The sequence below is a fragment of the Citrobacter sp. CK189 genome (assembly GCF_030333505.1).
Lineage (GTDB): Bacteria > Pseudomonadota > Gammaproteobacteria > Enterobacterales > Enterobacteriaceae > Citrobacter_B > Citrobacter_B koseri.
Genome location: NZ_JAOWFV010000035.1, coordinates 276,807 through 290,834 on the forward strand (window position 1 = coordinate 276,807; position 14,028 = coordinate 290,834).

General features: G+C 53.5%; 14 protein-coding genes. 13 read left to right on the forward strand and 1 reads right to left on the reverse strand.

Annotation, left to right across the window (positions count from 1 at the left end):
- Positions 1-59: 59 nt before the first annotated feature.
- The 7 genes from astC (at position 60) to ves (ending at position 7,648) form a co-directional block, all read left to right on the forward strand.
- On the forward strand, positions 60-1,280 hold the full coding sequence (astC, locus tag OGV83_RS05630; protein ID WP_071258197.1) for a succinylornithine/acetylornithine transaminase: 1,221 nt from the start codon (positions 60-62) through the stop codon (positions 1,278-1,280).
- Positions 1,277-2,311, forward strand: a complete 1,035-nt coding sequence (gene astA, locus OGV83_RS05635) for an arginine N-succinyltransferase (RefSeq protein ID WP_012132639.1) — start codon at positions 1,277-1,279, stop codon at positions 2,309-2,311. The genes astC and astA overlap by 4 nt, the downstream gene beginning before the upstream one ends.
- Positions 2,308-3,786 (forward strand): succinylglutamate-semialdehyde dehydrogenase, encoded by a 1,479-nt coding sequence (gene astD / locus OGV83_RS05640; protein ID WP_286463251.1) that lies wholly within the window; start codon positions 2,308-2,310, stop codon positions 3,784-3,786. Before astA ends, astD begins: the two co-directional genes overlap by 4 nt.
- Positions 3,783-5,126, forward strand: a complete 1,344-nt coding sequence (gene astB / locus OGV83_RS05645) for an N-succinylarginine dihydrolase (protein ID WP_286463253.1) — start codon at positions 3,783-3,785, stop codon at positions 5,124-5,126. The genes astD and astB overlap by 4 nt, the downstream gene beginning before the upstream one ends.
- The gene (astE, locus tag OGV83_RS05650) at positions 5,119-6,087 is read left to right on the forward strand and encodes a succinylglutamate desuccinylase (RefSeq protein WP_104868733.1); all 969 of its coding nucleotides are present in this window, start codon (positions 5,119-5,121) and stop codon (positions 6,085-6,087) included. The genes astB and astE overlap by 8 nt, the downstream gene beginning before the upstream one ends.
- A gap of 324 nt (positions 6,088-6,411) precedes the next feature.
- Positions 6,412-6,900, forward strand: coding sequence for an ATP-independent periplasmic protein-refolding chaperone Spy (gene spy / locus OGV83_RS05655; protein ID WP_047457387.1), 489 nt, complete (start codon positions 6,412-6,414; stop codon positions 6,898-6,900).
- Positions 6,901-7,072: 172 nt separating this feature from the next.
- On the forward strand, positions 7,073-7,648 hold the full coding sequence (ves, locus tag OGV83_RS05660; protein ID WP_047457383.1) for an environmental stress-induced protein Ves: 576 nt from the start codon (positions 7,073-7,075) through the stop codon (positions 7,646-7,648).
- Between the two features lie 172 nt (positions 7,649-7,820).
- On the opposite strand, the gene nadE is transcribed toward ves, so the two are convergent.
- Complete coding sequence (gene nadE / locus OGV83_RS05665; RefSeq protein ID WP_104868732.1) at positions 7,821-8,651, reverse strand: NAD(+) synthase; 831 nt, start codon at positions 8,649-8,651, stop codon at positions 7,821-7,823.
- A 228-nt stretch (positions 8,652-8,879) separates the two neighbouring features.
- On the opposite strand from nadE, the gene osmE reads away from it, so the two are divergent.
- The 6 genes from osmE (at position 8,880) to OGV83_RS05695 (ending at position 14,017) form a co-directional block, all read left to right on the forward strand.
- Positions 8,880-9,221, forward strand: a complete 342-nt coding sequence (gene osmE / locus OGV83_RS05670) for an osmotically-inducible lipoprotein OsmE (RefSeq protein WP_012132630.1) — start codon at positions 8,880-8,882, stop codon at positions 9,219-9,221.
- A 300-nt stretch (positions 9,222-9,521) separates the two neighbouring features.
- The gene (gene chbB, locus OGV83_RS05675; RefSeq protein WP_024130389.1) at positions 9,522-9,842 is read left to right on the forward strand and encodes a PTS N,N'-diacetylchitobiose transporter subunit IIB; all 321 of its coding nucleotides are present in this window, start codon (positions 9,522-9,524) and stop codon (positions 9,840-9,842) included.
- 86 nt (positions 9,843-9,928) lie between these two features.
- A complete protein-coding gene (gene chbC / locus OGV83_RS05680; RefSeq protein ID WP_012132628.1) occupies positions 9,929-11,287 on the forward strand; it encodes a PTS N,N'-diacetylchitobiose transporter subunit IIC in 1,359 nt (452 codons plus the stop codon).
- 50 nt (positions 11,288-11,337) lie between these two features.
- Positions 11,338-11,688 (forward strand): PTS N,N'-diacetylchitobiose transporter subunit IIA, encoded by a 351-nt coding sequence (chbA, locus tag OGV83_RS05685; protein ID WP_012132627.1) that lies wholly within the window; start codon positions 11,338-11,340, stop codon positions 11,686-11,688.
- Positions 11,689-11,695: 7 nt separating this feature from the next.
- Positions 11,696-12,538, forward strand: coding sequence for a transcriptional regulator ChbR (chbR, locus tag OGV83_RS05690; RefSeq protein ID WP_012132626.1), 843 nt, complete (start codon positions 11,696-11,698; stop codon positions 12,536-12,538).
- Between the two features lie 123 nt (positions 12,539-12,661).
- Entirely contained in the window at positions 12,662-14,017 is a 1,356-nt protein-coding gene (locus OGV83_RS05695) for a 6-phospho-beta-glucosidase (protein ID WP_058669037.1), read from the forward strand.
- The last annotated feature ends 11 nt before the right edge of the window (positions 14,018-14,028 follow it).

The following is a 14,028-nucleotide window of genomic DNA, read 5'->3' on the forward strand; positions in this document are numbered from 1 at the left end:
GCGCAAACACTCATTTTATTAACATATAAATAACTTTTTATTTACCGGAAGAGGTCGCTATGTCTCTGTCAATTACGCGTGAAAATTTTGATGAATGGATGATGCCGGTCTATGCCCCGGCACCTTTTATTCCGGTTCGTGGAGAAGGCTCACGCCTGTGGGATCAGCAGGGGAAAGAGTATATCGACTTCGCCGGGGGAATTGCGGTGAATGCGCTCGGCCATGCGCACCCGGCTTTACGCGAGGCGTTGAATGAGCAGGCGAGCAAATTCTGGCATACCGGAAATGGCTACACCAACGAGCCGGTGCTGCGACTGGCGAAGATGCTGATTGACGCCACCTTTGCTGAACGCGTCTTCTTCTGTAACTCCGGCGCGGAGGCCAACGAAGCGGCGCTGAAACTGGCGCGTAAGTATGCGCACGATCGTTTTGGCACGCATAAAAGCGGGATTGTGGCATTCAAAAATGCCTTTCATGGCCGCACGCTGTTTACCGTCAGCGCAGGCGGGCAGCCCGCGTATTCACAGGATTTCGCTCCGCTGCCGCCGGATATCCGCCATGCCGTGTATAACGATCTCAACGCGGCCAGCGAACTGATTGATGACACGACATGCGCGGTGATCGTGGAGCCCATGCAGGGCGAAGGGGGCGTGCTCCCGGCCACGAAAGCATTCTTACAGGGGCTGCGCGAATTGTGCGACCGACACAATGCCTTGCTGATTTTTGATGAAGTACAGACGGGGGTTGGGCGTACCGGCGAGCTGTATGCCTACATGCATTATGGCGTCACCCCCGATCTGCTTACCACTGCGAAAGCGCTGGGCGGCGGTTTCCCCATCGGGGCTCTGTTGGCCACTGAAAAATGCGCCAGCGTGATGACGGTAGGCACTCACGGAACCACCTACGGCGGCAACCCGCTGGCTTCTGCGGTGGCGGGAAAGCTGCTGGAGATCGTCAATACGCCGGAAATGCTGAACGGCGTTAAGCAACGCCATGACTGGTTTGTCGAACGCCTGAACGCCATAAATGAACGCTTCGGATTGTTCAGTGAAATTCGTGGACTGGGGCTGCTTATTGGCTGCGTTCTGGAGGCTGAGTTTGCCGGAAAAGCTAAACTTATTTCACAGGAAGCCGCAAAAGCCGGAGTGATGGTGTTGATTGCGGGCGCTAACGTGGTGCGTTTCGCACCTGCGTTAAACGTCAGCAAAGAGGAAGTGGCAACCGGGCTGGATCGCTTTGCGCTGGCCTGTGAACGCATCAAAGCAGGAGGTTCGTCATGATGGTGATCCGCCCCGTCGAACGACGTGATGTCAGTGCGTTGATGCAGCTTGCCAGTAAAACCGGCGGCGGCCTGACCTCTCTGCCAGCAGATGAAGCAACGCTGACGTCGCGTATTGAGCGCGCGCTAAAAACGTGGCGTGGCGAACTGCCGAAAAGCGAACAGGGTTACGTGTTTGTGCTGGAGGACAGCGATACGGGAAGCGTTGCGGGAATTTGTGCGATTGAGGTGGCCGTGGGGTTGAACGATCCCTGGTACAACTATCGCGTTGGCACGCTGGTGCATGCTTCTAAAGAGCTGAATGTCTATAACGCGCTGCCGACGCTGTTTCTCAGTAACGATCACACCGGGAGCAGCGAACTGTGCACGCTGTTCCTCGATCCCGACTGGCGCAAAGAGGGCAACGGCTATTTGCTCTCTAAATCACGCTTTATGTTTATGGCGGCGTTTCGCGACAAATTTAATGAAAAGGTTGTGGCGGAAATGCGTGGCGTGATCGACGAACACGGCTACTCGCCGTTCTGGGAAAGCCTGGGAGAACGCTTTTTTTCTATGGAATTCAGCCGGGCAGACTATTTATGCGGCACCGGGCAGAAGGCGTTTATTGCTGAACTGATGCCGAAGCACCCTATCTACACCCATTTCTTATCGGAAGAAGCGCAGGCGGTGATTGGCGAAGTACATCCGCAAACGGCGCCGGCCAGAACGGTACTGGAGAAAGAAGGTTTCCGCTACCGCAACTATATCGACATTTTCGACGGCGGCCCGACGCTGGAGTGCGACATTGATCGGGTTCGGGCAATCCGTAAAAGCCGCCTGCTGGACGTGGTGGAAGGCCAGCCCGCGCCGGGCGAGTTTCCGGCGTGTCTGGTCGCCAATGAAAATTATCATCATTTTCGCGCCATGCTGATTCGTACCGACCCGGATACGCAACGTCTGGTGCTGACTGCGGCGCAACTTGATGCGCTCAAATGCCACGCGGGAGATCGCGTTCGTCTGGTACGTCTTTGCGCTGAGGAGAAAACCGCATGACTTTATGGATAAATGGTGACTGGGTAACTGGTCAGGGGGAGCGCCGGGTCAAAACGAATCCGGTGAATGGCGAAGTGCTCTGGCAGGGCAGCGACGCGGATGCGACACAGGTCGCTGAGGCAGGGCGTGCGGCGCGTGCGGCGTTTCCGGCCTGGGCCAGGCTGCCTTTCGCCGCGCGACAGGCCATCGTGGAAAAATTTGCCGCCTTGCTGGAGGTTCATAAAGCGGAGTTGACGGCAATTATTGCGCGAGAAACCGGGAAGCCTCGCTGGGAAGCGGCGACGGAAGTGACGGCGATGATCAATAAAATCGCTATCTCGGTGAAGGCATACCATGCCCGGACGGGAGAACAACAAAGCGAATTGCCGGACGGGGCGGCGACATTGCGCCATCGTCCGCATGGCGTGCTGGCGGTGTTTGGCCCATACAATTTTCCCGGCCATTTACCCAACGGCCATATCGTTCCGGCGCTGCTGGCCGGAAATACCCTGATTTTTAAACCGAGCGAGCTAACGCCGTGGACTGGCGAAGCGGTGATGAAACTGTGGCAACAGGCGGGGGTGCCGCCAGGCGTACTCAACCTGGTGCAAGGAGGGCGCGAAACGGGACAGGCGCTCAGCGCGCTGGATGCGCTTGACGGTCTGCTCTTTACCGGCAGCGCGAATACGGGGTATCAGTTGCACCGTCAGTTATCCGGGCAACCGGAAAAAATCCTGGCGCTGGAAATGGGAGGGAATAACCCGCTCATCATTGAGAATCCAGAGGACATTGATGCGGCGGTACACCTCACGATTCAGTCGGCGTTTGTCACCGCCGGACAGCGCTGCACCTGCGCCCGCCGTTTGCTGGTGAAACGCGGGGAACAGGGCGACGCGTTTCTGGCGCGCCTGCTGGAGGTGAGTCAGCGTTTAACGCCGGGTGAGTGGGATGATGAACCGCAGCCGTTTATCGGCGGGCTGATTTCCGAACCGGCTGCGCGTCATGTGTATGAGGCCTGGCAGCGTCTTGAGGCGATGGGCGGACGAACGCTGCTGGCCCCACGTATGCTGAAAGCGGGAACGTCCTTGTTGACGCCGGGCATTATCGAAATGACCGGCGTGAAGCAGGTCCCGGATGACGAGGTGTTTGGCCCGTTACTGAGCGTCTGGCGCTATGAGCGCTTTGATGAAGCCATTCGTATGGCGAATAACACCCGCTTCGGTTTGTCGTGCGGGCTGGTGTCTCCCGATAGTAAGCAGTTCGACCAGCTACTGTTGGAGGCGCGTGCGGGTATTGTTAACTGGAACAAACCGCTGACCGGAGCGGCCAGCACGGCGCCGTTTGGCGGCGTTGGCGCGTCGGGGAACCATCGCCCCAGCGCCTGGTATGCGGCAGATTATTGCGCCTGGCCGATGGCGAGCCTGGAATCGCCGACGCTTGTACTGCCCGATTCGCTCAGTCCGGGGCTGGACTTCTCTCGCGAGGAACCGGTATGAAAGCGCATGAAGTGAATTTTGACGGCCTGGTGGGGTTAACCCACCACTATGCCGGGCTGTCCTTTGGTAACGAGGCGTCGATACAGCACCGCTTTCAGGTGTCGAATCCCCGCCTGGCGGCGAAGCAGGGCTTACTCAAGATGAAAGCGCTGGCGGATGCGGGGTTCCCTCAGGCGGTCATCCCCCCGCACGAGCGGCCGTTTATTCCCGTGCTTCGTCAGCTAGGTTTTAGCGGGCAGGACGAGCAGGTGCTGGAGAAAGTGGCGCGCCAGGCACCTCACTGGCTCTCCAGCGTCAGCTCCGCTTCGCCGATGTGGGTGGCGAATGCGGCGACGGTATGTCCTTCAGCGGACGCGCTTGACGGCAAAGTGCATCTGACGGTGGCGAACCTGAACAACAAATTTCACCGCGCGCTGGAGGCACCGACCACGGCGTCTTTGTTGCGGACCATCTTCCGCGACGCGCAGTTTTTCGCAGTGCACGACGCGCTGCCGCAGGTGGCGCTGCTGGGGGATGAAGGCGCTGCCAACCATAACCGGCTCGGCGGTGATTATGGCGCGCCGGGCATTCAGCTGTTTGTCTATGGGCGTGAAGAGGGCGTCGACACGCGTCCGGTGCGCTATCCGGCGCGGCAAACCCGCGAGGCCAGTGAAGCGGTGGCGCGTCTTAACCAGGTGAATCCGCATCAGGTTATCTTTGCCCAGCAGAACCCAGACGTTATCGATCTCGGCGTATTCCACAACGATGTGATTGCGGTGTCGAACCGCCAGGTGCTGTTTTGCCATGAACAGGCGTTCGCAAAGCAGGGCGAGCTGATGCGCCAGCTCCGGTCGCGCGTGGCGGGATTTATGCCGCTTGAGGTGCCAGCCAGGGAGGTTTCCGTGCAGGATGCCGTCGCCACGTACCTGTTTAATAGTCAGCTTTTAAGCCGCGATGACGGCTCGATGGCGCTGGTTCTGCCGCAGGAGTGCCGGGAACATGCCGGTGTGTGGCGGTATCTGAACGCGTTGCTGGCGGCTGATAACCCCATCAGCGATCTGCGCGTGTTCGACCTGCGCGAAAGTATGGCGAACGGCGGCGGCCCGGCCTGTTTACGCTTGCGCGTGGTATTGACCGAGGATGAGCTGCGGGCGGTGAATCCGGCGGTGATGATGAACGATACCCTGTTCAGCACGCTCAATGACTGGGTGGATCGTTATTATCGCGACCGCCTCACCGCCGCCGATCTGGCCGATCCGCAATTGCTGCGTGAAGGGCGGGAGGCGCTTGATACGCTGACGCAACTGCTTAACCTGGGATCGGTGTATCCCTTCCAGCAGGAGGGCGCAGGGAATGGATAACTTTCTGGCGCAGACGCTGGCAGGAATATCCCCCGATATTACGCAAGGGGAAACGGAGAGCTTTCACTGGCGCTGGCAGATGCCTGGTGTGCTTGAACTTACGCCTGCCGTTGAGGTTGACCGCGCTCTGGTACTCTCTGCGGGCATCCACGGCAATGAAACGGCGCCTGTGGAAATGCTAGACGCACTCCTTTCGGCGCTGTTTGAAGGGAAAATCCCCCTGCGCTGGCGATTGCTGGTGATTCTGGGGAATCCTCCGGCGCTGGCAGAGGGGGTACGCTATTGCCATAGCGATATGAACCGTATGTTCGGCGGGCGCTGGCAGATGTTCGAGGAGAGCGGGGAAACGCTGCGCGCCCGCGAGCTGGAACAACTGCTGGAGGATTTTTATTCCCGCCGCAAAACGCGGATACGTTGGCATCTCGATCTGCATACTGCGATTCGCGGCTCCCGCCACGTTCGGTTTGGCGTTTTGCCGCAACGGCCGATCCCCTGGGATGAACACTTTTTGTCATGGCTGGGGGCGGCAGGGCTGGAGGCGCTGGTTTTTCATCAAACGCCGGGCGGCACCTTTACGCATTTTAGCTGTGAGCATTTTGGCGCGTTGTCCTGCACGCTGGAGCTGGGCAAAGCGCTGCCGTTTGGGCACAACGATCTGACGCAATTTACCCCCACCGCGCAGGCGCTGGCAACGTTGCTGGCGGGAGAAAAGCCGATGGAAGGGGGAACGAGGCCGGTTCGCTATCGCGTGGTGGCGCAAATTACACGCCGCAGCGATGCGTTTGTTCTCTGTATGGATAACCAGACGCTGAATTTCACGCCGTTCAAAGAAGGAACGCTACTGGCGCAGGATGGCGATGAGCAGGTGATCGTTACCCATGATGTTGAATATGTTCTCTTTCCTAACCCTAATGTGGCCTGTGGTTTACGCGCTGGCCTGATGCTGGAAAAACTCGCGTAATTATTTCTCCCCTCAGGCGAACGTCTGAGGGTCTTATTTTTGTGTGCTATCGCGATTTATTACGGATTAATCCTGGTAAACTGCTTTATTAATAGTCATCGGTCAGGTATAGTTCTTCATATTTCCTGCAAAATCATCCGCTTGCAATAAAATATTGCAACTCTCCTCGATTTATTCTTTTTTTCTTCATAATTGACGAAAAATTGTTTTTTACACTTTCATTGTTTTACCGTTGCTCTGACTAATTGACGATTAAGGCGGTAAAGTTTATCTCGTCAACACGGCGCTACGCCGAAAGAATAACTGAAAGGAAGGACATAGATTATGCGTAAATTAACTGCACTGTTTGTTGCCTCTACCCTGGCGCTGGGCGCTGCGAACCTGGCTCACGCGGCTGATACCACTACCGCTGCTCCGGCAGATGCGAAGCCGATGATGCACCACAAAGGCAAATTCGGTCCGCATCATGACATGATGTTCAAAGATTTGAACCTGACCGACGCGCAGAAACAGCAAATCCGCGACATTATGAAAGGTCAGCGTGACCAGATGAAACGTCCGCCGCTGGAAGAGCGCCGCGCAATGCACGATATCATCGCCAGCGACAGCTTCGATAAGGCGAAAGCCGAAGCGCAGATTGCGAAGATGGAAGAACAGCGTAAAGCCAATATGCTGGCGCACATGGAAACGCAGAATAAGATCTACAACATTCTGACGCCGGAACAGAAAAAACAGTTTAATGCCAATTTTGAGAAGCGTCTGACAGAACGTCCGGCGCCGGAAGGTAAAATGCCAACACCCCCTGCTGAGTAATCCCTCAGCGTTACGCTAACGCATTCAAGACCGCCGGTCCTGTTCACAACATCTCTTCTCGATGTGGACAGGATCGGCGGTTTTTCTTTTCTTCTCGTTAAGGTAAATCTTCACTGCTGCCGATAACAACAATGTGCCATATTATGGCGCTGCGTCCTTCTCGGGAGTGATAATGGAATACTTTGATATCCGTAAAATGCCGGTAAACCTCTGGCGCAATGGTGCGGGCGAAACGCGCGAGATTTGTTGTTTTCCTCCGGCGACGCGGGATTTTCACTGGCGCGCCAGTATTGCGTCTATCGCCGGGAACGGGGAGTTTTCCCTTTTTCCTGGGGTTGAGCGCGTTATTACGTTACTGGAAGGCGGAGAGGTGATGCTGGAAGGCGTGAATACGTTTACCCATACTCTCAAGCGACATCAGCCATTCACGTTTGCAGGCGATAGCGTTGTGAAAGCCACGCTGTCGGAAGGGCAAATGTCGATGGATCTCAATATTATGACCCGACGCGATCGTTGTAAGGCGAAGGTCAGGGTTGCCGATCGCACGTTTACGACCTTCGGTTCGCGCGGTGGCGTTGTGTTTGTTATTAGCGGCGCCTGGCAACTGGGAGACAAGCTCCTGACCGCCGATCAGGGCGCCTGCTGGCATGACGGGAAACACACGTTACGGTTGTTGAAGCCAGAAGGACAGCTGTTGTTTAGCGAGATTACGTGGTTGCCGGGTTATACGCCGGACACCGTCCAGTAAGTGCAACAGGACGGCGCCCGATGGCGCTTTGCTTATCGGGCCTACGGGCGTTATGCAGCGATGTAGGCCGGATAAGACGGCACGTTCGCGCCCGATGGCGTTTCGCTTATCGGGCCTACGGGCGTTATACAGTGATGTAGGCCGGATAAGACGGTACGTCGCCATCCGGCGATTATGATTTCTTCCAGAAATCGTCAAATACTGTAATGGGTGTGCGACGTTTGTGTTCCGTTCGGATATACCAACCTTCGATGATTTTCGCGACGCTGGCATCCAGCGTTTTCCCTTCCAGATAATCATCAATGTTGTCATAGGTGACGCCCAGCGCCGCTTCGTCCGGCAGAGAAGGGCGATCGTCTTCGAGATCCGCCGTTGGCGCTTTCTTATATAAATGTTCCGGGCAACCCAGCGCGGCGAGCAGCTGTTTTCCCTGGCGCTTGTTCAGACGGAAAAGCGGGTTAATATCGGTACCGCCATCGCCATATTTAGTGAAGAAACCCGTCACCGCTTCGGCGGCATGATCGGTGCCGACCACCACACCGTTGGTCATTCCGGCGATACTGTACTGTGCCTTCATGCGTTCGCGGGCTTTTTCGTTGCCGCGAACAAAATCGCTTAATTCAATGCCTGCTTCACGCAACGCCTGCTCGCTGGCCAGAACGGCGCCTTTAATATTGACGGTCAGGACTCTGTCCGGCTGAATAAACGCGATCGCATCCTGACAATCCTGCTCGTCGGCCTGCACGCCGAATGGCAGACGCACGGCAATAAATTGCAGGGCGTCGTTCCCTGTCTCTTCACGCAGTTCAGTAATTGCGGTCTGGCACAATTTGCCCGTCAGCGTCGAATCCTGCCCTCCGCTGATACCCAGTACCAGGGATTTCAGGAAGGGATATGTTTTCAGGTACGCTTTCAGGAAATCTACGCTACGGCGAATTTCCTCTTCTGCATTAATGTGCGGTTTTGCGCCAAGCGCCCGGATTATCTCTTGCTGTAGCGTCATTTAACCCCTCCGAAGATTTTCAGAATAAATATACTGCGTTAAAGCTAACGCTTTGCTCTCTAAACGACAAGACTCCACGGCCTGAGTGGCGCAATTTACGGCATTAAAACGACATCGTTTTGTTTAATTGGAATTTTCTGAAAGATTTGTTGCATCGATTGTGGGCTTGAAAAAAGCCCTGATGTATTCCAGGCTTATATAACACGCTGATAAACAAGAGGACGGAAAATGAACAAGAATATAGCAGGAATTCTGAGTGCAGCGGCGGTAATGACTATGCTGGCAGGGTGTACGGCGTACGATCGTACAAAAGACCAATTTGTCCAGCCTGTAGTAAAAGATGTGAAAAAAGGGATGAGCCGGTCGCAGGTTGAGCAGATTGCCGGTAAGCCTTCATCTGAAGTGAGCATGATTCACGCGCGCGGTACTTGCCAGACCTACATCCTGGGTCAACGTGATGGTAAAGCTGAAACCTATTTTGTCGCGCTGGATGACACTGGTCATGTGATTAACTCCGGCTACCAGAGCTGTGCAGAGTATGACACCGATCCGCAGGCTCCGAAGCAGTAACAACTGTATATTGCCTGAGCATATGTATGAACCGGCCTGTGTGCCGGTTTTTTTGTTCCTGGGATAATCTTATTTATTGTCGCGAAATATTTGCCTGAAATGTGAGAGGGGTCATAACACCAGGTCAATGAGAGACAATTTTGTTAGTCAAAGAAATACCATCCGCCAGTTCTATCCCGTATACTCATTTCAGCCACCTAAAAAAGTAAATTCGGTTACGCAAGTTGTCCAGTGCATGGATGCAGGTTAAGGCTTGCGGAATGGCTGGCTAACAGATAATCGCATATGAGGATCGTTTTTATGGAAAAGAAACACATTTATCTGTTTTGTTCTGCGGGCATGTCGACTTCTTTACTGGTATCGAAGATGCGCGCTCAGGCTGAGAAATATGAAGTGCCGGTTATTATTGAAGCATTTCCTGAGACGCTGGCAGGAGAAAAAGGTCTTTCAGCGGATGTCGTGTTATTAGGCCCACAAATTGCTTATATGTTACCCGAAATTCAGCGTTTGTTACCCAATAAACCTGTGGAAGTGATTGACTCGCTGCTGTACGGCAAAGTCGATGGTTTAGGCGTGCTTAAGGCTGCTGTCGCAGCAATTAAAAAAGCCGCCGCAAATTAATTTTTTGTTTTAATTTTTCCCGTCAAAGAGTTATTTCATAAACATTCACCGCAATATTTTATTGCGGTATTTAAGGGTATTTTTCTATGAGTAACGTCATTGCTTCACTTGAAAAGGTACTCCTTCCTTTTGCTGTTAAAATAGGAAAGCAGCCGCACGTTAATGCAATCAAAAACGGCTTTATTCGCTTAATGCCGTTAACCCTTGCGGGGGCCATGTTTGTATTAATCAACAACGTTTTCCTGAGCTTTGGGGAGGGGTCGTTTTTTTATTCTTTAGGCATTCGGCTTGATGCTTCCACCATTGAAACATTGAATGGCTTAAAAGGCATTGGCGGAAACGTCTATAACGGTACGCTCGGTATTATGTCGTTAATGGCGCCGTTCTTTATCGGAATGGCGCTGGCGGAAGAGCGTAAAGTTGATGCGCTGGCGGCGGGGCTGTTATCCGTGGCGGCCTTTATGACCGTTACGCCATATAGCGTAGGCGAAGCTTATGCGGTTGGCGCGAACTGGCTGGGCGGTGCGAATATTATCTCCGGTATTATTATCGGTCTGGTCGTGGCGGAAATGTTTACCTTTATTGTGCGCCGCAACTGGGTCATTAGATTACCGGACAGCGTCCCGGCGTCGGTTTCCCGTTCATTCTCGGCGTTAATTCCTGGCTTTATTATTCTCTCCATTATGGGGATCATTGCGTGGGCGCTGGCGAACTACGGTTCTAACTTCCACCAGATCATTATGGATACCATTTCTACGCCGCTGGCATCGCTGGGCAGCGTGGTTGGCTGGGCCTATGTGCTGTTTGTTCCGCTACTGTGGTTCTTTGGTATTCACGGCTCGTTGGCATTGACCGCGCTGGACAGCGGTATTATGACCCCGTGGGCGCTGGAAAACATCGCCATCTATCAGCAGTTTGGTTCCGTGGATGCGGCGCTGGAAGCCGGGAAGACGTTCCACGTCTGGGCGAAACCGATGCTCGATTCCTATATTTTCCTCGGAGGGAGTGGCGCGACGCTGGGTCTGATTATCGCTATCTTCCTGGCCTCGCGTCGTGCGGATTACCGCCAGGTAGCAAAACTGGCGCTGCCGTCCGGTATCTTCCAGATTAACGAACCGATTCTGTTCGGCCTGCCGATTATTATGAACCCGGTGATGTTTATCCCGTTCATTCTGGTTCAGCCGATTCTGGCCGCCATTACGCTGATTGCGTATTACCTGGGGATTATCCCGCCGATTACCAACATCGCGCCGTGGACGATGCCAACCGGTCTGGGAGCGTTCTTTAACACCAACGGCAGCGTTGCCGCTCTGCTGGTCGCACTGTTCAACCTGGGCGTCGCGACGCTGATTTATCTGCCTTTCGTGGTTGTCGCCAACAAAGCGCAGAATGCAATTGAGCAAGAAGAAAGCGAAGAAGAAATCGCTAACGCACTGAAATTTTAAATTTAATCCGGCATGGTCTCCCCATGCCGGGCTGAACCAGAGGAAAACGTATGTTGGATCTCGAAAACGTAGCGGGTACGCCGTCAGAGGCTGAAGAACTCGAAGAAGTGGTGATGGGGCTTATCATCAACTCCGGTCAGGCGCGCAGCCTGGCTTATGCGGCGCTGAAACAGGCCAAGCAGGGTGATTTTGCTGCGGCAAAAACGATGATGGAGCAGTCGCGGATGGCGCTCAATGAAGCGCATCTCGTGCAGACGAAACTGATTGAAGGCGATCAGGGCGAAGGTAAAATGAAAGTCAGCCTGGTGCTGGTTCATGCTCAGGATCACCTGATGACGTCGATGTTAGCGCGGGAACTGGTTACAGAGTTAATCGAGCTTCACGAGAAGCTGGAACAGTGAGGAATAAATGATGCAGCTACAGGTTAACGCACCGGAGATCGCCACCGCTCGTGAGCAACAGCTTTTTAACGGCAAGAATTTCCATGTGTTTATCTATAACAAAACTGAGAGCATCAGTGGGCTGCATCAGCATGATTATTATGAATTTACCCTGGTGTTAACGGGGCGCTACTATCAGGAAATCAACGGTAAACGTGTGCTGCTGGAGCGTGGTGATTTCGTGTTTATCCCGTTGGGATCGCACCACCAGAGTTTCTATGAGTTCGGCGCCACGCGTATTCTTAACGTTGGTATCAGTAAGCGTTTTTTTGAACAACACTATCATCCTTTATTACCGTTTTGTTTTGTTGCGTCTCAGGTATACCGGGTCAACAGCGCTTTTCTGACTTATATTGAAACGGTTATCGCGTCGCTGAACTTCCGGGGAAACGGGTTAGATGAGTTTGTAGAAGTGGTCACCTTCTACATCATTAACCGGCTGCGCCATCACCGTGAAGAGCAGGTGATTGACGATATTCCGCAATGGCTGAAAGCGACCGTGGAGACAATGCACGACAAAACGCAGTTTGGTGAAAACGCGCTGGAAAATATGGTGCACCTGTCCGCAAAATCTCAGGAGTATCTGACCCGCGCAACGCAGCGTTATTACAGCAAAACGCCAATGCAGATTATTAATGAGATCCGTATTAATTTTGCGAAAAAACAGCTGGAAATGACCAACTACTCCGTAACGGATATAGCGTATGAGGCGGGTTACAGTAGCCCAAGCCTGTTTATTAAAACGTTTAAAAAGCTGACCTCATTTACACCGAACAGTTATCGTAAAAAATTAACTGAATTTAATCAGTAAACAATATTGACCTGACAACACGATTTTATCGCTTGCCCTGAATAGCGCGGGACGTCCGCGCCATACCTGACGAACGGGCAGAGCGTAATACACGCCAGTGTTTTTACACTGAAGGGAGAAAGTATGAGCCAGAAATTAAAAGTCGTCACGATTGGTGGCGGGAGCAGCTACACCCCTGAATTACTGGAAGGTTTTATTAAGCGTTATCATGAATTGCCGGTTTCTGAATTATGGCTGGTGGATGTTGAAGACGGAAAAGAGAAACTGGATATTATTTTTGACCTCTGCCAGCGCATGATCGACAAAGCCGGTGTCCCGCTGAAATTATACAAAACGCTGGATCGTCGCGAGGCTTTGCAAGGGGCGGATTTCGTCACTACGCAACTGCGCGTGGGTCAGCTGAAAGCCCGTGAACAGGATGAACGCATTCCGCTAAGTCACGGGTATCTGGGGCAAGAGACCAACGGCGCAGGCGGCCTGTTCAAAGGGCTGCGCACCATCCCGGTTATCTTTGATATCGTGAAAGATGTCGAAGAACTGTGCCCGAACGCGTGGGTCATTAACTTCACGAACCCGGCTGGCATGGTGACAGAAGCGGTTTATCGCCACACCCGCTTTAAGAAATTCATCGGCGTATGCAATATCCCCGTGGGGATGAAAATGTTCATCCATGACGTGCTGGCATTGCAAGACAGCGACGATCTGTCGATCGACCTGTTTGGCCTCAACCACATGGTGTTTATTAAAGACGTACTGGTGAATGGCGAATCGCGCTTTGCTGAACTGCTGGATGGCGTGGCGTCCGGGCAGTTAAAAGCGTCAACGGTGAAAAATATTTTTGACCTGCCGTTTAGCGAAGGGCTTATTCGCTCGCTGAATATGCTGCCGTGTTCCTATCTGCTTTACTACTTCAAGCAAAAAGAGATGCTGGCGATTGAAATGGGCGAATACTATAAAGGCGGCGCGCGCGCTCAGGTGGTGCAGAAGGTTGAGAAACAGCTCTTTGATCTTTATAAAAATCCAGAGCTGAATATCAAACCGAAAGAGCTGGAGCAGCGCGGCGGGGCTTACTATTCCGACGCCGCATGTGAAGTGATTAACGCTATCTATAACGATAAGCAGACGGAACACTACGTTAATATCCCGCATCATGGTCATGTGGATAATATCCCTGCTGACTGGGCGGTGGAGATGACCTGCACATTAGGGCGGAATGGGGCGACGCCGCACCCGCGCATCACGCATTTCGATGAAAAAGTGCTGGGCCTCATCTATACCATCAAAGGGTTTGAAGTCGCAGCCAGTAAGGCGGCGCTGAGCGGCGAGTTCAATGATGTGCTGTTAGCGCTTAACCTGAGCCCGCTGGTGCACTCCGATCGCGATGCGGAAACCCTGGCGCGGGAGTTGATTCTGGCCCACGAGAAGTGGCTGCCGAATTTTGCGGAATGCATCGAGAAACTCAAAGGCGCACAACACTAACAGAGGTTGGG

Coding starts and splice junctions, on each gene's coding strand:
- astA (WP_012132639.1), top strand. CDS start 1,277: ATGATGGTGATCCGCCCCGTCGAACGACGTGATGTCAGTGCGTTGATG.
- astD (WP_286463251.1), top strand. CDS start 2,308: ATGACTTTATGGATAAATGGTGACTGGGTAACTGGTCAGGGGGAGCGC.
- ves (WP_047457383.1), top strand. CDS start 7,073: ATGGAATACTTTGATATCCGTAAAATGCCGGTAAACCTCTGGCGCAAT.
- OGV83_RS05695 (WP_058669037.1), top strand. CDS start 12,662: ATGAGCCAGAAATTAAAAGTCGTCACGATTGGTGGCGGGAGCAGCTAC.
- astB (WP_286463253.1), top strand. CDS start 3,783: ATGAAAGCGCATGAAGTGAATTTTGACGGCCTGGTGGGGTTAACCCAC.
- spy (WP_047457387.1), top strand. CDS start 6,412: ATGCGTAAATTAACTGCACTGTTTGTTGCCTCTACCCTGGCGCTGGGC.
- chbA (WP_012132627.1), top strand. CDS start 11,338: ATGTTGGATCTCGAAAACGTAGCGGGTACGCCGTCAGAGGCTGAAGAA.
- osmE (WP_012132630.1), top strand. CDS start 8,880: ATGAACAAGAATATAGCAGGAATTCTGAGTGCAGCGGCGGTAATGACT.
- nadE (WP_104868732.1), bottom strand. CDS start 8,651: ATGACGCTACAGCAAGAGATAATCCGGGCGCTTGGCGCAAAACCGCAC.
- chbB (WP_024130389.1), top strand. CDS start 9,522: ATGGAAAAGAAACACATTTATCTGTTTTGTTCTGCGGGCATGTCGACT.
- chbR (WP_012132626.1), top strand. CDS start 11,696: ATGATGCAGCTACAGGTTAACGCACCGGAGATCGCCACCGCTCGTGAG.
- astC (WP_071258197.1), top strand. CDS start 60: ATGTCTCTGTCAATTACGCGTGAAAATTTTGATGAATGGATGATGCCG.
- chbC (WP_012132628.1), top strand. CDS start 9,929: ATGAGTAACGTCATTGCTTCACTTGAAAAGGTACTCCTTCCTTTTGCT.
- astE (WP_104868733.1), top strand. CDS start 5,119: ATGGATAACTTTCTGGCGCAGACGCTGGCAGGAATATCCCCCGATATT.